Source organism: Arsenicicoccus sp. UBA6765 (genome assembly GCF_002453335.1).
Taxonomy (GTDB): Bacteria; Actinomycetota; Actinomycetes; order Actinomycetales; family Dermatophilaceae; genus Arsenicicoccus; species Arsenicicoccus bolidensis.
The window spans coordinates 93,315-112,567 of record NZ_DKGR01000057.1; the positions used below are offsets into that span (position 1 = coordinate 93,315).

Genomic DNA, 19,253 nt, shown 5'->3' on the forward strand with positions numbered 1-19,253 from the left:
CCGCGCCGGACCGTTGCCCGGCGGGAGGACGCTGACGGTGCCTGCCCGGGCACTCATGCCCGGACGACCCACCTCGCCGGGGCGGCGAGATGGTCCTGACGAGCACGCGAAGGACGCCCGATGGGTCACCACCACCACCCTCACGAGCACCCGCACACCCACTCCCACGACCACGACGCGCCCGTCGGCCCGGCCGAGGACCTGCACGTCCCCGACACGGAGCTGGCCCCGAGCGACCTCGGCCGGCGCAACTTCCTGCGCGCCGCCGGTGTGCTGGGCGCAGGGGTGGCGGCCGCCGGCTTCGTCACCGAGCAGGGCACCGGCACCGCCGCCGCGGCCGAGCAGGAGATGCTCCACTCAGGCAAGCGTCACGGACGGGGCCAGCGCTGGCTCGCCGGTGACCACCACATCCACACGCAGTTCTCGTCCGACGCGATGTACCGGGTCGTCGACCACGTGCAGCACGCGAGCGCCTACGGCCTGGACTGGATGGTCATCACGGACCACGGCTCGGAGACGCACGCCAAGATCGGCGTCGACAAGGTCAACCCGCACATCCGGGCGGCTCGCGCGGAGTTCGACGACATGCTCGTCTTCCAGGGGCTGGAGTGGAACATCCCGGCCGCCGAGCACGGCACCGTCTTCGTCCACCCCGGGGCCAACGAGGTCGCCGTCCTCAAGGCCTTCGAGAACACCTACGACGGGTCGGTCAAGAAGGCCTCCGCCGCCACCCCGCAGAACGAGTCGCTGGCGCTCAAGGGCCTGGCCTACCTCGCCTCGGCGGTCGGGTCGCGCGAAATCAAGGACGCGCTGATGCTGGCCAACCACCCGGCGCGCAAGGGGATCGACTCCCCGCACGAGATCCGCGGCTGGCGCGACGTGCCAGGACGCATCGCGGTCGGCATGGAGGGCGCCCCGGGCCACCAGGCGGCGGGCCTCCCCAAGCCGCACGGCCCCGGCTCGGGCCGCGGCTACTACGACGGCTCGCCGAGCAAGGACTCGTTCGCGGGCTACCCGCTGGAGAGCTACCGGACCTTCGGCGGCTTCGACTGGATGACGGCCACCGTGGGCGGGCTGTGGGACAGCCTCCTGTCGGAGGGCAAGCCGTGGTGGATCACCGCCAACTCCGACAGCCACAGCGTCTACCTCGACACCGCCGTGCGCGGTGGCCCGGACAGCGACTTCGCCAAGCAGGGGCACTACGCCGACCCGGTCAACGGGCCGGTCCCCGACACCGGCAACGGTGACTACTGGCCCGGCTACTACAGCCGCACGCTCGTCGGCGCCGACCGCCGCGACTACGCCGCCGTCATGTCCGGCCTGCGCGACGGACGCGTCTGGGTGGACCACGGGCGCCTCGTGCAGGACCTCGACGTGCGGATGCGCGCCGGCGGTCGCGAGGTCGGCCTCGGTGGCGTCCTCACCGTCCGCCGCGGCACCCAGGCCGAGCTGGTGGTGCGGATCCGTACGCAGCCGCTGCCCAACTGGGCGCAGTTCGTGCCCAGGCTCGCCAAGGTCGACGCCGTCGCGGGCTTCGTGACCGGTCCGGCCTCCGACCGCGACACCTTCGTGGCTCCGGAGACGCAGGTCGTCCGCAGCTGGGACGTCAGCACGGTGGGAGCGGGGCAGTGGGTCGAGCTGAGGTTCGGTCCCGTCACCATCGGTGACCGCGGCGTCTACGTCCGCCTGCGCGGATCCGACGGCAAGCGCACCGCGGTCGGGCTGCGGGGCGCGGCCGTGGACAAGGCCGGGCCGGCCATCGACGTCGTCGGTGCGGGCAAACCCCTGGGACGACCTGTGGTTCTACACCAACCCCATCTGGGTCCTCCCCCGCACGTGAGCACCACGGCGACGGTCGAGCCCGGCGACACCACGACGGTGGTCGTCGGGCTCGACCCGGTGGCCCCGACGGTGCGGGACGCCGACCACCTGGCCGAGATCCTCGGTGACGTGCTGTCCAGGCTGGGGCGCGACGCCGCCGTCGTGTCCACCCACCTGGTGCCGGGGGAGGTGGGCGCCTCCTCGCACGTGGCCCTGTCGGTCCGGTGGACGGTGGCACCGCCCACGAGCGCTGACCTGGCTCGCATCCTCGCCGCGCTGCGTCCGGCCCTGGTGCCGCAGACCGCCGCGGCGAGCCCGGACGAGATCGGGCTCGCCGCCCCAGGGGCGCGTGGTGGCTATCCGCGGCTCGCCGACTCGGCCGCGCGTGCCGCTGCCGACGCGGAGGCGGGTCGCGACGGTCGCGCCGTGGTCTATCCGGGCAGGCCGCGCCTGACGGGCACCGTGACGGTGGCCGACGCGCTGGCCTGGTCGGCGATCGACGAGGTGGTGGGGCTCGCCGACGTGGTGGTCGGTCCGGAGACCCTCCTGGTGACCCGGGGGCACGTGCGGCCCGTATGGCGCGCCGGCCGGCTCGTGCTCGTCGTGCAACCGGCTGCGGGGGGCACGGTCGTGCCCTACGAGACGGCGACGCCGACGCCCTGCTGCGCCGACCACGGGTGACGGCGGGCGGTCCGGCATACGGCCGAGGCCGGGGCCGGGGCCGGCCGACCCGTGGGGTCCACGGACCTACCCCCGGCGGGATCATCAGCCTGGGGAACGAAGCCCGGCTGATGCCTTCGCCCGCGGCGGGTCGTGGGTCTGGGGAGCCCGGCCGGACCCGTCCGGGTGGCCTAGGCTGGGAGTCATGACCGAGGGCACCGCCAGGACGACCTACTTCGTGCGAGGCATGGTGCAGGGCGTGGGTTTTCGATGGTGGACCCGGGCCCAGGCGCTGGAGCTCGGCCTTGCCGGGCACGCCCGCAACATGAGCGACGGGCGGGTCGAGGTGGTGGCAGAGGGCCCGGCCGACACGGTGGAGGAGCTGGGCCAGCGCCTGTCGCCGGCCGCGCCTCCCGGGGCGGGGCGGCGCCGGCCAGGGCACGTCGAGTCCTGCGTGGCCGTCCCCGGGGAGCCGCGTGGAGACGCCTCTGGGTTCGTCGAGAAATAGGTTCGTCGACAGATAGCCGCTCGTCGAGAAGTAGCGGTTCGTCATACGACATCACCGTCCGTGAACCGGCGCAGGACGGCCCGGCCGCTAGAGTGACGACCTGACCGCGTCCCCCGCCGAGGAAGTCGCCGCCGACCGTGTATGTCAAGCAGCTGACGATGAAGGGCTTCAAGTCCTTCGCGTCCGCGACGACCTTCAAGCTCGAGCCCGGGATCACCTGCGTGGTCGGTCCCAACGGCTCGGGCAAGTCCAACGTCGTGGACGCCCTCGCCTGGGTCATGGGCGAGCAGGGGGCCAAGAGCCTGCGCGGCGGCAAGATGGAGGACGTCATCTTCGCCGGCACGGCCGGGCGGCCGCCGCTGGGGCGGGCCGAGGTCGCGCTGACGATCGACAACACCGACGGCGCGCTGCCCATCGACTACACCGAGGTGACGATCCGGCGGACCATGTTCCGCAACGGCGGGTCGGACTACGCCATCAACGGCACCGCCTGCCGCCTGCTGGACATCCAGGAGCTGCTGTCCGACTCCGGCATCGGGCGCGAGATGCACGTCATCGTCGGCCAGGGCCAGCTCGACACCGTGCTGCGGGCGACCCCCGAGGAGCGGCGTGGGTTCATCGAGGAGGCGGCGGGCGTCCTCAAGCACCGCAAGCGCAAGGAGCGCGCGCTGCGCAAGCTCGAGCAGATGGAGGGCAACCTCCAGCGCGTCCAGGACCTCACCGGTGAGATCCGCCGTCAGCTGGGGCCGCTCGGACGGCAGGCCGAGACGGCTCGGCGCGCCGCCACCATCCAGGCCGACGCCCGTGACGCCCGGCTGCGACTGCTGGCCGACGACCTCGTCCAGCTGACGAGCACGCTCGAGCAGGAGGTCGCCGACGAGACGGCGCTGCTGGCCCGCCGCTCCGAGGTCGAGGCCTCGCTGCGTGCCGCCCAGGACGAGCTGCAGCAGCTGGAGGCCGCGGTCGCCGAGGTCACCCCGCAGGTGGCCAGGGCCCAGGAGCAGTGGTTCGCCCTCTCGTCCCTGCGCGACCGCATCTCGGGCACCGGCAACCTGGCCGCCGAGCGCGCCCGCCTGCTCGCGGACGACGAGGCCCACCAGCCGGTGCAGGCCGGTCGCGATCCCGAGGCGCTGCGGGCCGAGGCCGGGCAGGTGCGGGCCCAGGAGCAGGCGCTCGCCGAGGAGGTCGAGCAGGTCAAGGATCGGCTCGCCGAGACCGTGACGCGGCGCGGCGAGCTGGAGCGGGCGCACCAGGACGAGGTGGAGCGGCTCGCCCGCCTCGCCCGGGCCGCGGCCGACCGCCGCGAGGGGCTGGCGCGGCTGGCCGGGCAGGTGGCGGCCCGACGCTCGCGGATCGAGGCGGCCGAGGCCGAGCTCGGCCGGCTCGACGAGACCATCGCCGCCTCCCGGGAACGAGCAGCGTTGGCGGACAAGGAGTTCCACGCCCTCGAGATGTCCATCGCCGACCACGAGCAGGGCGAGGAGGATCTCGACGGCGCCTACGAGCGCGCGGAGGCCGAGCGTGAGGCCGCCCAGGCCGAGGTGACCCGGCTGCAGGACGCGGTGCGTGCCGCCGACCGCGACCGCTCCTCGTCGACGGCCCGCCTGGAGGCGCTGCAGCTCGGCCTGCGACGCAAGGACGGAGCGGCGGTGCTCCTGGAGGGTCCCGGCGGCGCGGCTGCGTCCGGGGTGCTCGGGTCGTTGGCGTCGTTGGTGCAGGTGCGCGGCGGCTACGAGGCCCGGCTGGCGGCTGCTCTCGGGTGGGCGTCGGCCGCGGTCGCCGTGGCCGGGCGAGACGACGCGGTGTCGGCCCTGGCGCTGCTGCGCGAGCAGGACGCCGGACAGGTCTCGCTGGTCGTGGCGGGGGAGTCCGACCCGGACGGGCCGGCGTGGCCGGCCCTGCCGTCGGGGGCCGTGTGGGCCATCGACGCGATCGAGCAGGTGCCCGCCGACGTGCGGCCCGCCCTGGTGCGGATCCTCGAGCGGGTGGCCCTGGTCGACGACGCCGGCTCCGTGGAGTCGGTCGTCGGCCTCGGGGCGACCGCGGTCACGCCCGACGGTGACGTCCACGCGCCGGGGTTCGCCAGGGGCGGCTCCGGCTCGGCGCCCAGCCTGCTCGAGGTGCAGGCCGCCGTCGACGAGGCGCGGGTCGCCGTCGACGCGGCCACGGCGGCGGGGGAGCGGGCGACCTTCGAGCTGCAGGGGGCCGCGAGCCGGCTCGAGCAGGCGGGAGCCGCGCTCGACGCCGCGCTGGACCGCCTCAACGACAACGACGCCCAGCTCTCGGCCGTCGCCGAGAAGCTCGGGTCCCTGGCCGCCACCGCCCGCTCGGCCCGCGCCGAGGCCGAGCGCACCGAGCGCCGAGGCGCCGAGATCACGGCGGGCCTCGACCGCGACCGGGGCGAGCTGGCCGAGCTCGAGCAGCGGCTGGAGGACGCCCAGGCCGAGGTCGACCCGGACGAGGCGGAGCCGTCGACCGAGCACCGGGACGAGCTCGCCGGATCGGCGTCCGACGCCCGGCACCAGGAGACCGAGCTGCGCCTGACGCTGCGCACCCGCGAGGAGCGGGTGCGCGGGCTGGGCGGTCGCGCGGCGGGGCTCGAGCGCGCGGCCCAGCAGGAGGAGCTGGCCCGGCAGCAGGCCGCCCAGCGCCTGGCGCGTCGTCGCCGCGAGGCCCAGGTCGCCCGCGCGGTCCAGGCCGGCGCCGAGCGGGCCGTCACCGTGGTGGGCTCGCTTGTGGAGCAGGCCGCCGAGCGACGTGGCCGGGCCGAGGCCGAGCGGGCGACCCGCGAGGCGGGGCTGGTCGACATACGACGCCGGGTCACGGCCCTCGCCGACGAGCTGCGCGAGCTCACCGACTCGGTGCACAAGGACGAGGTGGCCCGCGCCCAGCAGCGGCTGCGGATCGAGCAGCTGCAGACCCGCTCCATCGAGGAGCTCGGGATCGAGCCGGACGTCCTGGTCGAGGAGTACGGCCCGCACCAGCCGGTCCCGGTCATCGAGGAGCCGGCGCGGGGCGAGCGCGCGGGCTCCCAGGGGACCAAGGTCACTCAGCACTCCCAGGGCAATGAGGAGCCTCACGACCACGAGACCCCCGAGGGCCGGCAGGGATCCCGCGACCAGCCCGACGCCCAGGCCCGCGAGCCCCGCACCGTCGCCTTCGTCCGGGACGAGCAGGAGAAGCGCCTCCGCAAGGCCGAGCGCGGCCTGGCCGCCCTCGGTCGCGTCAACCCCTTGGCGCTGGAAGAATTCGCCGCGCTGGAGGAGCGCCACACCTTCCTGACCGAGCAGCTCGACGACCTCAAGCGGTCGCGGCGCGACCTGCTCGACATCGTCAAGGAGGTGGACGACCGGGTCCAGCGGGTCTTCGCCGAGGCCTTCGAGGACACGGCGCGGGAGTTCGTCGGAGTGTTCTCGCGGCTCTTTCCCGGCGGCGAGGGGCGGCTGTTGCTCACCGACCCGGACAACATGCTCACGACGGGCATCGAGGTCGAGGCTCGTCCCCCCGGCAAGAAGATCAAGCGGCTGTCGCTCCTGTCCGGCGGCGAGCGCTCGCTGGTCGCCGTGGCGCTGCTCGTCGCGATCTTCAAGGCGCGGCCGAGCCCCTTCTACATCATGGACGAGGTCGAGGCGGCGCTGGACGACGCCAACCTCGGGCGGCTCATCGGGCTCTTCGAGGAGCTGCGCGACTCGAGCCAGCTCATCGTCATCACGCACCAGAAGCGCACGATGGAGGTCGCCGACGCCCTGTATGGCGTCACCATGCGGGGCGACGGGGTCACGACGGTGGTGTCGCAGCGGATCCGCGACCTCGACGACGCCGACGTCACCGAGGGCGCTGGCGTCACCGAGGGCGCCGCCGACGGCCTCCCCGCTGAGGCCGTCGCCGCCGCTCACTCGGATGGCCCAGCCTGATCACAGTCCGGACGCGATGCGGCGATTCCTGGACGGGCACCCAGGCGGGCAGGACACACTGGGTGTCATGGTCGTCGTCATCCTTGGCATGCTGCTCGCTCTCGCTCTCGCCCTCGTCGTGGTGGCCCTCGTGGCCATCCCCGCCGCCCGTGAGGGCGACACCCTCCTGACCGTCGAAGGGCAGGAGCGGGTCGCCGACACCGTCACCGCCGCCCGGGACAAGGTCAGCAGCAGCCGCTGACCCCGGCCGTCGCCATGCGGGTCCTCGCGACCCCGCAGGACACCCCTCACCGCCCGTCCGGCGTCGCGCCGGCCGGGCGGCGCGTTGTGTGTCGGGCGTCGACCTTTGCGAGGATGGCGGCGTGGACACCCTCCAGGACTACCTGCTCCTCATCGTCGGCATCCTCGTCTTCGCCGTCGTCGCGCTCGTCGGCCTCGTGCGCAGCCGTGGCGGCCGGACCAAGGACGCCCCCAAGCCGCCCTCGACCCGACCCGAGCCTCGCCGTGACGCGCCCGCCCCGACCTGGGGAGACGTCCTCGAGCCCAAGGCTCCCCGTCGCGACGCCGGCACGCCCGGTGAGCCCGGACAGCCTGGCGGCGCCACCAGCACCAGCAGCGGATCTGCTGACGGTGCCGAGCTCGACGACGAGACCGCGCGGTCGTCATCGCCGGTCGGCACGCCCGCGCCCGACCAGGACCCCGAGGGCCTGACCTCCCGCACGACGACCCTCGAGCCCGGCGATCGCGACGGAGCACCGTCGGGCGCGACCCCCACCGCCCCCGAGGCCGAGGTCGCAACCGAGCGGCCCGAGTCCGCCCGGGGCCGCATGCACAAGCTGCGCTCGCGCCTGGCCCGCTCCAACACGGCCTTCGGGCGTGCCCTGCTCACCCTGCTGTCCAGCGGCCGGCTCGACGAGGCTGCGTGGGAGGAGGTCGAGGACACCCTGCTGGCCTCCGACCTCGGCGTCCAGGCCACCTCCGAGCTCGTCGACTCGCTGCGCACCCACGTGCGCGTCGACGGCACCACGGACGAGGCCGAGGCCCGCGAGTGGCTGCGCGAGGACCTGCTGACCCTGGTCGACCCCACCATGGACCGCCGCATCGCCTCCACCCGCCGCGGTGACCGCCCGGCCGTGATCATGGTCGTCGGCGTCAACGGCACCGGCAAGACCACCACCGTCGGCAAGCTCGCGCGCGTGCTCGTCGCCGAGGACCGCGACGTGATCCTCGGCGCGGCCGACACCTTCCGCGCCGCGGCCGCCGACCAGCTCGAGACCTGGGGCGAGCGCGTGGGTGTCCCGACCGTCCGCTCCCACCGCGACGGCGCCGACCCCGCGTCCGTGGCCTTCGACGCGGTCAAGGCCGGCATCGAGCAGGAGGTCGACGTCGTCATCCTCGACACGGCCGGCCGCCTGCACAACAAGGTGGGCCTGATGGACGAGCTCGGCAAGATCAAGCGCGTCGTCGAGAAGACCTCCGAGGTCGACGAGGTCATCCTCGTCCTCGACGCCACCACGGGGCAGAACGGCCTCAAGCAGGCCGAGGCCTTCGCCAAGGAGGTCGCCATCACCGGCATCGCGCTCACCAAGCTCGACGGCACCGCCAAGGGCGGCATCGTCGTCGCCATCCAGCGCACCCTCGGCGTCCCGGTCAAGCTCGTCGGGCTGGGCGAGGGCCCGGACGACCTCGCGCCGTTCGACGCGGTCGCGTTCGTCGACGCCATCGTCGAGTAGTGGTCTCGCAGCACCCGAGCGGGAGCCCGTCGCCTCGTGAGGCGGCGGGCTCCCCGGCATACGTGCGGGGTCGGCGGCCCACGGCCGACGAGCTCCAGCAGGCCCGGGGGAGGGTCATCGCGGACCTGCTGCCGGATCCCCTGCGCCTCCTCCTCGTCGGCATCAACCCCTCGTTGTGGTCCGGGGCCGTGGACGCGCACTACGCGCGGCCGGGCAACAGGTTCTGGCCGGCCTTGCACCGGGCCGGCCTCGTGCCCCGGGTCATGGACCCGAGCGCCGGGCTGGCCGACAGCGATCGGGTCGCCTTGTGCGACAGGGGGATCGGTATGACGAACCTGGTCGCCCGTGCGACGGCGCGCGCCGACGAGGTGAGCCCCGAGGAGCTGCGCGAGGGCCTGGACCGGCTGGCCTCGGTGGTGCAGGATCGGCGTCCGACCGTGGTGGCGTTCGCGGGGATCACGACCTACCGGATCGCGTTCGGGGTCAAGCAGGTCAAGCAGGTCAAGCAGATCAAGCAGGTCGAGCGTGGTCGGCAGCCGGAGCCCTGGCACGGCGCGATCGTCCACGTCGTCCCCAACCCGAGCGGGCTCAACGCGCACGACACCGTGGACTCGATAGCCCTGGCGATGCGGGCGGCGGGGGCGGACGCGGGGCTGGTCCCGCCCATGGGCGGCCACTGGGGTCGCTAGCCGCGGGACACGCGGTGTTTACGCGGCGCGGTCGCGGTTAACGTCGCGGAAACACGATCGCGTCGGGTCGTGAAACGCGGCCCCGACAGGGTTGAGCCCATGGACGCGATCAACACCGGCGACACCGCCTGGGTCCTCGTCAGTGCCGCGCTGGTGCTGCTCATGACCCCCGGTCTTGCCCTCTTCTACGGCGGAATGGTGCGCTCTAAGAGCGTGCTCAACATGATGATGATGAGCTTTGCGGCGATGGGGATCGTCGGCGTGCTCTGGGTGCTCGTCGGCTACTCGATGGCCTTCGGCAACTCCCTGGGCGGGCTGATCGGCAACCCCCTGGACTTCGCCGGGCTCAACACGATGCTCAACCCCGACTCGGTCGTCGGCACCGTGCCCTCGACCGTCTTCGCCGGCTTCCAGGCGGCGTTCGCGATCATCGCGGTCGCGCTGATCTCCGGAGCCATCGCGGACCGCGCCAAGTTCTCGGCGTGGTGCGTCTTCGCGGCGATCTGGGCGCTGCTCGTCTACTTCCCGGCCGCCCACTGGGTGTTCTCCTTCGACGGCGTCGTGTCCGACAAGGGTGGGTGGATCGCCAACACGGTCAAGGCGATCGACTTCGCCGGCGGCACGGCGATCCACATCAACGCCGGCGCGGCGGCCCTGGCCCTGGCCCTCGTGCTCGGCAAGCGTCGCGGCTTCGGCAAGGACCCGATGCGCCCGCACAACCTGACGCTGGTCATGCTCGGCGCGGGTCTGCTGTGGTTCGGCTGGTTCGGCTTCAACGCGGGCTCGGCCCTTGGCGCCGGCCCCCTTGCCGGCATCGCCTGGATCAACACCCTCGGTGCCACCGCCGCGGGCATGTGCGGCTGGCTGCTCACCGAGCGTCTGCGTGACGGTCACGCGACCTCGCTCGGTGCCGCTTCGGGCGTCGTCGCGGGCCTGGTGGCCATCACCCCGGCCTGCTCCACCGTCAGCCCGGTCGGGGGCATCATCATCGGCGCCCTCGCCGGCGTGGCCTGCGCCTTCGCGGTGGGCCTGAAGTTCCGCCTCGGCTACGACGACTCGCTCGACGTCGTCGGCGTCCACCTCGTGGGTGGCCTGGTCGGCACGCTCGCGGTCGGCTTCCTCGCCACCGACGCCGCCCCGGTCAACACCGTCAACGGCCTGTTCTACGGCGGCGGGCTCGACCAGCTGTGGCGCCAGGCGCTCGGCGCGGTCGCGGTGCTCGTCTACTCCTTCGTGGTCACCTGGGTGATCGCCAAGGCCATCGATGCCACGATGGGCTTCCGGGCCAGCGACGAGGACGAGCTGCAGGGCGTCGACCAGACGCAGCACGCCGAGACGGGCTACGACCTGACCCCCATCGCCATCGGTCGCCGCCCCGGCGCGACCGGACCCCTCGGGGACGCCATCGGCGCCACCTCGCACTGGGGCCAGGGCACCCGCACCACGGAGGACGTGAACTCATGAAGCTGATCACCGCCATCATCAAGCCCCACATGCTCGACCCGGTCAAGGAGGCACTGGAGGCCTTCGGCCTGGCCGGCATGACGGTCAGCGAGGCCTCGGGCTACGGTCGCCAGCGCGGCCACAGCGAGGTCTACCGCGGCGCGGAGTACACCGTGGACTTCGTCCCCAAGCTCCGCCTCGAGCTGCTCGTCGACGACCGCGACGCCCGGGACGTCATGGACCTGGTCGTGCGCCAGGCCTCCACGGGACGCATCGGGGACGGCAAGGTCTGGTCCATCCCCGTCGAGGAGGTCGTGCGGGTCCGCACCGGCGAGCGCGGGGTCGACGCGCTGTGACCTCGAGCGTCGGTCCGGGACAGGGAGCAACCGGTGGGGCCGCTGCTGGCGCGGCAGGCGCAGGAGCAGGCGCTGCCGGCACGGCCGGAGGGACAGGGGTCGGTATGGCGACCGCCACCGCCTCCCGCGCCGCCGCCACCCCGGCCACCCCCTCCACCCTGCGCGACCGACGCCTCAGCCTGGCCGGCACCCGCGAGCACACCGCTCGCGGGGCCGGCCAGGCCCGTCGAGGGGCCGTGACGGCCCTGACCGACACGTCCCTGCGCGAGCTGTGGGCCGAGGCGACGTCCGGACGTCTGCTGCCCGGCGTCGCCCTCGCCGCCACGGGCAGCCTGGCTCGTGGCGACGGCGGGCCCCTGTCGGACCTCGACCTGGTCCTCCTGCACGAGGGCCGGGTCCCCGAGGGCGAGCTCTCCGCCCTCGCCGACCGCCTCTGGTATCCCCTCTGGGACAGCGGGCTCGGCCTCGACCACTCCGTGCGGTCGCTGTCCCAGTGCCGCAAGGCCGCCACCGATGACCTCACCGCGGCGGTCGGCCTGCTCGACCTGCGCCTGCTCGCGGGTGATGAGGAGGTCGTGACCGCCGTGCGGGCGGCCCTCGCCCACGACTGGCGCGCGAACGCCCGCAAGCGTCTGCCCGAGCTGGTCGAGTCGGCGCAGGCGAGGCACGCGCGCTTCGGGGACCTGCCGCAGAGCCTCGCCCCCGACCTCAAGGAGGCCCGGGGAGGGCTGCGCGACATGACGATCCTGCGCGCCCTCGCGGTGGCCTGGCTCGCGGAGCGGCCGCGCGGGGAGGTGCTCGCGGCATACGACCGGCTCCTCGACGTGCGCGACGCGCTGCACGTGGTCACCGGTCGCGGGCGGACGCGCCTCAACCTGCCCGACCAGGACGCCGTGGCCGCGCTGACCTCGGAGCCCGACAGCGACACGATGCTCGCCGGCGTGGCGACGGCCGCGCGGGCCGTCGCCCACGACCTCGACGCCGCCCTGCGCAGCGCCGGGCAGGCGCAACGCGCCCGGACCCTGCGGGTGCGCACCCGGCGCCCCGTCCTCACCCCCCTCGGCCACGGCCTGCACGCCCACGACGGCGAGGTCGTCCTCGGCCCGCGGGTGGACCCGGCCCGCGACGCCCTCCTGCCGCTGCGGGCGGCGGTCGCCTCCGCGAGAGCCGGTATGCCGCTCGCCCCCGCCACCGCGGCGAACCTCGCGAGCCGGTGCCCCGACCTGCCGGTGCCGTGGCCGCAGGACGCCCGAGACCTGCTCGGCGACCTGCTGGCGGCCGGCCCCGGGCTCGTCGACACCTGGGAGGACCTCGACCAGGCGGGCCTGGTCAGCCGCTGGCTCCCGGAGTGGGACGACGTGCGGAGCCGCCCGCAGCGCAACGGGATCCACCGCCACACCGTCGACCGGCACTGCGTCGAGACCGCCGTCGAGGCGTCCCGGCTCGCGCGCGAGGTGGCCCGCCCCGACCTGCTGGGCGTCGCCGCGCTCCTGCACGACCTCGGCAAGGTGGCCGGCGCGGGCGATCATAGCGAGGAGGGCGCGACGCGAGCGCGTCCGGTGCTCGAGCGCTGGGGCTACCCGCCCGAGGAGGTCGAGACCGTCGTGGCCCTCGTGCGTCGGCACCTCACCCTCATCGAGCTGGCGACCCGGCGCGACCCGGAGGACCCAGCCACCGTCACCGCCGCCGTCGAAGCCGTCGCCGAGGACCCCGAGCGCCTAGCGCTGCTGCGGGCGCTGACCGAGGCCGACGCCCGCGCCGCGGGGGAGCAGGCCTGGTCGAGCTGGCGTGAGTCGCTGCTCGCGCGCCTCGTCGCCGGCACCCGGGCCCGCCTCGCGGACGCGCAGGGGTCCGTCCGACCGATCCCGGAGGCCGAGCCCACGCAGGTCATGATCCCTGCGGTGGCCCGGGGTGAGCTCGCCGCCGGACACCCCTGGGTGGGCGTGGAGCGCGACGGCTCGGTCGACCGGGTCAGCGTCGTCTGCCCGGACCGCCCCGGCCTGTTCGCCGACATGGCGGGCCTCATGGCCGTGCACGGGCTCGAGGTCCGCAGCGCCAGCATCCGCACCGTCGACGGGCTGGCCGTCGACGACTGGCACGTCGTGTCGCCCGCCGAGGACCCGGTCGACCTGGACGCGCTGCGGCGCGGCCTGGCCCGGCTCGGTGCCGGCGACCGGGCACCCCTCGCCGCGCTGGACCGACGCGCACCCCGACGCGCCCTCACCGCCAGCTCCCGGTCCGCCTCGGCCGCGCCGGGCCAGACGCGGGTGCTCGTCGTGCCTGCCGGTGGCACGGACGCGACGGTGCTCGAGGTCCGGGCCGGGGACGCCTTCGGACTGCTGCACGACCTGGGGCGGGCACTCACCGCGGAGGGGGTGTCGGTGCGCAGCGCCCACGTCGCGACCTACGCCGGGCAGACGCTCGACACCTTCTACCTCACCGACGCCGCCGGCGAGCCGCTGTCGCCGGGCCTCGTGGCACGTACGGTCTCCGCCCTCATCGACGCCTGCGACGGTGCCTCGTGAGAGGCGCCGGGCGGGCGGCATACGGCCCGGGGCCGAGGATCGGCCCGCAGCGCCTGGTCGGCAGCCGACCCGTCACCCGTTAGCCTTGTCTGGTGTTCACGAGCCTCTCCGACCGCCTGACAGACACCTTCCGCCACCTGCGCAGCAAGGGCCGGATCACGGAGTCCGACGTCAACTCGACGATCCGGGACATCCGCGTCGCCCTGCTCGACGCCGACGTGGCGCTGCCGGTGGTCCGGCACTTCACCGCCGCGGTGCGGGACCGGGCGCTCGGGGCCGAGGTGCACGAGGCGCTCAACCCCGCCCAGCAGGTCGTCAAGATCGTCAACGACGAGCTCGTCACGATCCTCGGCGGTGAGACGCGGCGCATCGCCTTCGCCAAGCAGCCGCCGACCGTGATCATGCTGGCCGGCCTGCAGGGCTCCGGCAAGACGACCCTCGCGGGCAAGCTGGCCTACTGGCTCAAGGACCAGGGACACACCCCCATGCTGGTCGCGGCCGACCTCCAGCGTCCCAACGCCGTGACCCAGCTGCAGGTCGTCGGCGAGCGCGCCGGGGTGCCGGTCTACGCCCCCGAGCGGGGCAACGTCTCGGGCTACGACGCCGCCATCGAGAGCCGCTCCGGCACGCAGGGCTTCGGGGACCCCATCGCCGTCGCCCGCCAGGGCGTCGAGGAGGCGCGCCGCCAGCAGCGCGACGTCGTCATCGTCGACACCGCCGGCCGCCTCGCGATCGACGAGGCCCTCATGCAGCAGGCCTCCGACATCCGCTCGGCGATAGAGCCCGACGAGGTCCTCTTCGTCATCGACGCCATGATCGGCCAGGCCGCGGTGGAGACCGCCGACGCCTTCCAGCGCGGCGTGGACTTCACCGGTGTCGTGCTCACCAAGCTCGACGGCGACGCCCGCGGTGGTGCGGCCCTCTCGGTCGCCCAGACCACCGGGCGACCGATCATGTTCGCCTCGACGGGTGAGGGCGTCAAGGAGTTCGAGGTCTTCCACCCGGACCGCATGGCGAGCCGCATCCTCGACATGGGTGACGTCCTCACCCTGATCGAGCAGGCCGAGCGGGCGTTCGACCGCCGCGAGGCCGACGAGATGGCCCGCAAGTTCATGGCGGAGGAGGACTTCACCTTCGACGACTTCCTCCAGCAGATGGCCGCCATCAAGAAGATGGGCAACCTGAAGTCGATGCTCGGCATGATGCCGGGGATGAACCAGATGCGGGACGCCATCAACTCCCTGGACGAGCGGGAGTTCGACCGGGTCGAGGCGATGGTCCGGTCGATGACGCCGTTCGAGCGCACCCACCCCAAGCAGATCAACGGGTCGCGGCGCGCCCGCATCGCCCGCGGCTCCGGCGTGCAGGTGTCCGAGGTCAACGCCCTGCTCGAGCGCTTCGGCGAGGCGCAGAAGATGATGCGGCAGATGCGTCGCGGGGGCGGCATGCCGGGCATGCCCGGCATGCCCGGTGGCGGCAAGAAGGGCAAGCAGGCCCCCCAGCGCAAGAAGGGGAAGTCGGGCAACCCGGCCAAGCGCGCCGAGCAGGAGCGCGCCGCCGCGGACAAGGCCAAGGCCGCCAAGGGCAACTCGCTCGGGTCGGCCTTCGGGGGCGCGGACGGCGCCGACGGCGCTGGTCTGGACGCCTCCCAGCTGCCCAAGGGGTTCGACTCGTTCCTGGGTCGCTGACCCCGCGGGTCAGGGCTGGCGCGGTTTGAGGATCGGCGTCGCGACGGCCGAGCGCAGACCCGACGCGGAGCCCGACGAGCTGGCGACCCGCCAGTTGCGCTCCTTGTCCACGTCGAAGATCACGACGGCCTGGACGTTGCGGTAGCCCGTCCTCATCCGGGCGAAGGCGTCGCGCCACCACGTCGCCTTGCTCTGACCGCTCGGAGCGCTGACCGGCACCCGCGACACCCCGGCCGAGGCCGGGTCGGCCGAGGAGATCTCGCAGATCCACACGGGCTTGCGCGGTGCGAGCGCGACGAGGCGCTGGTACTGCGTCGCGTAGACGTTGTCGAAGCTGCGCCAGCCCAGGTTGCGGGTCCGCGTCGTGCCCCAGTTGTAGCCGTCGAGCCCGAGGATGTCGACGACGTCGTTGCCGGGATAGATCGTGCGGACGTCGGTGGTCCCGGCATACGTGTCGGTGGTGGGGTTGAAGGCCCAGCGGACGTTGGTGGCGCGCTCCTGCCGGAAGATCGTGACGGCCCGGCGCCACGCGGCCTTGAACTGCGCCGGGCTGCCGCCGCGGCTCTTGGCCGCGCCGGCGGTCGGCTGGTGCGCGACCCAGTCGGCGTTCATCTCGGCCCAGGGACGCAGGACCACGGGACGACCGTAGGCACGCAGCGTGCGCGCCTTGGCGCGGAGCACCGCGTCGCCGCGGCCGCTCGACCAGTAGGCGTAGTTGCCGTAGTCCTCCAGCGACCAGGCGACGAGCAGGGTGCGCGTGGCACCCATGGCCCGGTCGCTCGGGTAGGGCCAGTAGGGGTCGTCACCGCGCCCGCGGAAGACCGAGGCGATCGCCATCGGACGCCCGACGGCCGAGGCCGTGCGGTCGAGCACGCGGGGATCGCGGTCCATGCCCTGGCTGTAGGCGCCGAGGGCCAGGGGGATGGTGGAGGTGAGGGCCGTCGGCTGAGCCGCGGCGGCGGTGGGGTCGCCCGCACCAGGCAGGGCGGCGGGCGCGGTCACGAGGGACGCCGTCGCGAGGGCGGCAACGGCGAGCAGGGAGCGACGGCGACGGGCGGTGACCATGCGCAAATATTACGCACAGTCACCGCCCACTACGCACTGTATGTCGCGTGTGATCGGGTCCCCCAGGTCAGGCGGACTCGTTCAGCATCGCTGCCCGGGCCCGGGCAGCCTTGCCGCGGTAGACCGGGGCCATCCGCTTCACGGCCGAGACCGCCGCCACGAGGGCGAACGCGCCCATGGCGAGGTACAGGCTCTCGAAGCCTGCGTAGGTCAGGCCTCCGCCGACTCCGGCGGCGAAGACGGGGGTGGCTGGGTTGTTGTACATGGGTCACCATGTCCTTTCGGTTCGTGCGATGGCATCTGCATAGGCTTTGGCGTGGGTCGCCTGGAGGAAGAAGTCGAAGGGCAGCTCGTACATCGTGGCGGAGAGCAGCTGCTGGCGAATTCCCTTGTCGCGCACCGTGACGAAGCGCTCGACGCAGAAGATCGCAGTGATGCCCAGCCAGATCGGCTGGAGCATGAAGTGCCCGAGCGTGATCGTCAGGGCGACGTCCGCGAGGTACAACGCGGTGATGACGACGCCCAGCATCGTGAGCAGCTGGCGGCCCCAGTAGGGACGGGTCACCCGGGTGATGCCGTACTGCACGCAGTTCTCGACGGCCCCGCGCTTCCACCGCAGGCGCTGCTGCCACAGCTCGCGCCAGGTCGACATCGCCTCGGTGGTGAGCGTGCAGCTGGGGGGTGCGAGCAGCTCGTAGCCCAGGTGCATGATCGCGAAGGACAGCTCGTTGTCCTCCGTGAGGACGCGCGGGTCGTAGATGCCGCCGCGGCCGTCACCCCCGGGGAGCCGCCCGTCCAGGCGGGCCAGGCTGAGGTCCTGCAGCATGGTGGCCCGGAACATCGCGGCCGTGCCCGTGACCACGAGGCACTTGCCGTCGAGGCGCCGGACGTCGCGGGCGTAGCGGGCGTACTCGTTGTCCTGGAGGTGCTGGAGGAAGCGGGAGTTGGCGTTCCACGTCAGGCGGCTCCACCGCTCCGCCGGAGCCTCGGCGCGGCGGGTGCGCTCGCGCTGCACGGCCGGCTGCGCCCGGAAGGTCCCGCCGACGGCGCCGAGGTGGTCGTGCCTCGTGAGATAGCCGGCGGCGTTCTCGAGGAAGTGGGCGTCGAGGGCCGAGTCGGCGTCCTGCACGAACACCAGGTCGTCCGCCCCCAGGGTCGGCAGCAGCGTGTCGAGCACCTGGTTGAGGGCGCCGGCCTTCTTGTCCGTGTTGCCGACGGTCTCGACGACCGTGACCCCCATGCCGCGGGCGATGTCGACGGTCGCGTCCGTGCAGTTGTCAGCGATGACCGTCACCGTGTGCGGCTGGTAGGTCTGGTCGCGCAGGGCCAGGAGCGTGTTGGCGATCCCGGCCTCCTCGTTGTGGGCCGGGACGAGGACGTGGACGCGACCGAGGCGGCGCTCGCCGACCGATGCCTGGGCGCGCTGCGCGCCGGCAGGGGCGGTGGCCTCGGGGCTCGTGGGGGCGAGCGTGGGGGACATGGTGACCGCTTCCTCAGGAGGGGCGGGATCCCACCTGGGTGGTGGGGCTCCACCAGGTTCCGGCCCGACCTACTGGCCGGTTGGGTCATCGCATACGGCTGTACCTTCACGGGTTGCAACTACTTCGGACGGTCATGGACCTGGTGCGGTGCGTGATCTGGCCGGCGACCGCGCGGCGACCAGCAGTAGTGGTGACTGCTGCATTCAGGCCTAGGTCGAGGTGCTTCCCTGGCGGTGCGACGACACGTTCGCGCCGATAGGGTCACGACCATGAGCGCTGCACCGCTGCACCTCGCCGGCCCGGTCCTGGTCGGCCCCGACGACGTCCGTGACGAGCTGTGGGTGGTGGACGGCCGGGTGACCTTCACCGAGCCGTCCGGGGACTGCGAGACGATCCGCGGCTGGGTGCTCCCCGGCCTGGTCGACGCCCACTGCCACGTGGGGCTGGATGCGCACGGGCCCGTGGACGCGGAGACCGCCGAGGCCCAGATCAGGGGCGACCGGGCAGCGGGGACGCTGCTGATCCGGGACGCGGGCTCGCCGTCCGACACCCGCTGGATCGACGACCGCGAGGACCTGCCGGTCGTGATCCGCGCGGGGCGTCACATCGCCCGGACCCGGCGATACATCCGCGACTACGCGGACGAGATCGAGCCGGACCAGCTCGTCGAGACGGTCCGTGCGCAGGCACGGCGCGGGGACGGCTGGGTCAAGCTGGTCGGTGACTGGATCGATCGCGCGACGGGCGACCTGGCGCCGTGCTGGCCGCAGGACGTGGCGCGCGAGGCGATCACCGTCGCGCACGAGGAGGGGGCCCGGGTCACCGCCCACTGCTTCGGCGAGGAGGTGCTGCCGCAGCTGGCGGCCGCCGGGATCGACTGCATCGAGCACGCGACCGGGCTGCGCGGCGAGGTGGTCGACACCTTCGCCCGGCAGGGCATCGCCATCGTCCCGACGCTGGTCAACATCGCGACCTTCCCCCAGATCGCCGAGCCGGCCCGGGCCAAGTTCCCGGACTACCACCGCCACATGCTCGACCTGCACCGCCGACGCCACGAGACCGTGCGCAAGGCCTTCGAGGCCGGCGTCCCGATCTACTGCGGCACCGACGCCGGTGGGTCGCTGCCGCACGGTCTGGTGGGGTCCGAGGCCCGCGAGCTGCGGGCGGCCGGGCTGCCGCCACGTGCGGTGCTCGACGCCGTCAGCTGGGGCGCGCGCCACTGGCTGGGGCGGCCCGGGATCGAGGAGGGGGCTCAGGCGGACCTCTGCGTCTACGCCACCGATCCCCGTGAGGACCTCGACGTGCTGGCGTTCCCGACGGCCGTCGTCCTGCGCGGTGTCGTCCGCGGCTGAGGTCATAACCTTCGTCAC

The 19,253-nt window shown here is 73.5% G+C and carries 14 protein-coding genes; 11 read left to right on the forward strand and 3 right to left on the reverse strand.

Annotation, left to right across the window (positions count from 1 at the left end; all coding sequences use genetic code 11):
• The first annotated feature begins 120 nt into the window (after positions 1–120).
• The 10 genes from B4K29_RS15440 (at position 121) to ffh (ending at position 15,337) form a co-directional block, all read left to right on the forward strand.
• On the forward strand, positions 121–2,502 hold the full coding sequence (locus tag B4K29_RS15440; RefSeq protein WP_286968045.1) for a PHP domain-containing protein: 2,382 nt from the start codon (positions 121–123) through the stop codon (positions 2,500–2,502).
• Between the two features lie 184 nt (positions 2,503–2,686).
• A complete protein-coding gene (locus tag B4K29_RS15445) occupies positions 2,687–2,989 on the forward strand; it encodes an acylphosphatase (protein ID WP_286968046.1) in 303 nt (100 codons plus the stop codon).
• Between the two features lie 137 nt (positions 2,990–3,126).
• Positions 3,127–6,903, forward strand: coding sequence for a chromosome segregation protein SMC (gene smc, locus B4K29_RS15450; protein WP_286968047.1), 3,777 nt, complete (start codon positions 3,127–3,129; stop codon positions 6,901–6,903).
• 67 nt (positions 6,904–6,970) lie between these two features.
• On the forward strand, positions 6,971–7,144 hold the full coding sequence (locus B4K29_RS15455) for a hypothetical protein (RefSeq protein ID WP_239262707.1): 174 nt from the start codon (positions 6,971–6,973) through the stop codon (positions 7,142–7,144).
• 121 nt (positions 7,145–7,265) lie between these two features.
• On the forward strand, positions 7,266–8,636 hold the full coding sequence (gene ftsY / locus B4K29_RS15460; protein WP_286956561.1) for a signal recognition particle-docking protein FtsY: 1,371 nt from the start codon (positions 7,266–7,268) through the stop codon (positions 8,634–8,636).
• Positions 8,637–8,698: 62 nt separating this feature from the next.
• Positions 8,699–9,325, forward strand: coding sequence for a mismatch-specific DNA-glycosylase (locus B4K29_RS15465; protein WP_286968105.1), 627 nt, complete (start codon positions 8,699–8,701; stop codon positions 9,323–9,325).
• Between the two features lie 99 nt (positions 9,326–9,424).
• Entirely contained in the window at positions 9,425–10,789 is a 1,365-nt protein-coding gene (locus B4K29_RS15470; RefSeq protein ID WP_239262703.1) for an ammonium transporter, read from the forward strand.
• Complete coding sequence (locus tag B4K29_RS15475) at positions 10,786–11,124, forward strand: P-II family nitrogen regulator (RefSeq protein WP_019287923.1); 339 nt, start codon at positions 10,786–10,788, stop codon at positions 11,122–11,124. Before B4K29_RS15470 ends, B4K29_RS15475 begins: the two co-directional genes overlap by 4 nt.
• Positions 11,125–11,228: 104 nt before the next feature.
• Positions 11,229–13,649, forward strand: a complete 2,421-nt coding sequence (locus B4K29_RS15480; protein ID WP_286968048.1) for a [protein-PII] uridylyltransferase — start codon at positions 11,229–11,231, stop codon at positions 13,647–13,649.
• Positions 13,650–13,741: 92 nt separating this feature from the next.
• Entirely contained in the window at positions 13,742–15,337 is a 1,596-nt protein-coding gene (gene ffh / locus B4K29_RS15485; RefSeq protein WP_286961088.1) for a signal recognition particle protein, read from the forward strand.
• 9 nt (positions 15,338–15,346) lie between these two features.
• Here the strand turns inward: ffh and B4K29_RS15490 are convergent, their stop codons facing one another.
• The 3 genes from B4K29_RS15490 to B4K29_RS15500 all read right to left on the reverse strand — a co-directional run bounded on the left by B4K29_RS15490 (position 15,347) and on the right by B4K29_RS15500 (position 17,882).
• Complete coding sequence (locus B4K29_RS15490; RefSeq protein ID WP_286961086.1) at positions 15,347–16,402, reverse strand: glycoside hydrolase family 26 protein; 1,056 nt, start codon at positions 16,400–16,402, stop codon at positions 15,347–15,349.
• 67 nt (positions 16,403–16,469) lie between these two features.
• A complete protein-coding gene (locus tag B4K29_RS15495) occupies positions 16,470–16,667 on the reverse strand; it encodes a hypothetical protein (RefSeq protein ID WP_239262693.1) in 198 nt (65 codons plus the stop codon).
• Between the two features lie 3 nt (positions 16,668–16,670).
• The gene (locus tag B4K29_RS15500; RefSeq protein ID WP_286956569.1) at positions 16,671–17,882 is read right to left on the reverse strand and encodes a glycosyltransferase family 2 protein; all 1,212 of its coding nucleotides are present in this window, start codon (positions 17,880–17,882) and stop codon (positions 16,671–16,673) included.
• A 270-nt stretch (positions 17,883–18,152) separates the two neighbouring features.
• Between B4K29_RS15500 and B4K29_RS15505 the strand changes: the two genes are divergently transcribed.
• Positions 18,153–19,235: an amidohydrolase family protein gene (locus B4K29_RS15505; protein ID WP_286968050.1), complete on the forward strand. Its 1,083-nt coding sequence runs from the start codon at positions 18,153–18,155 to the stop codon at positions 19,233–19,235.
• The last annotated feature ends 18 nt before the right edge of the window (positions 19,236–19,253 follow it).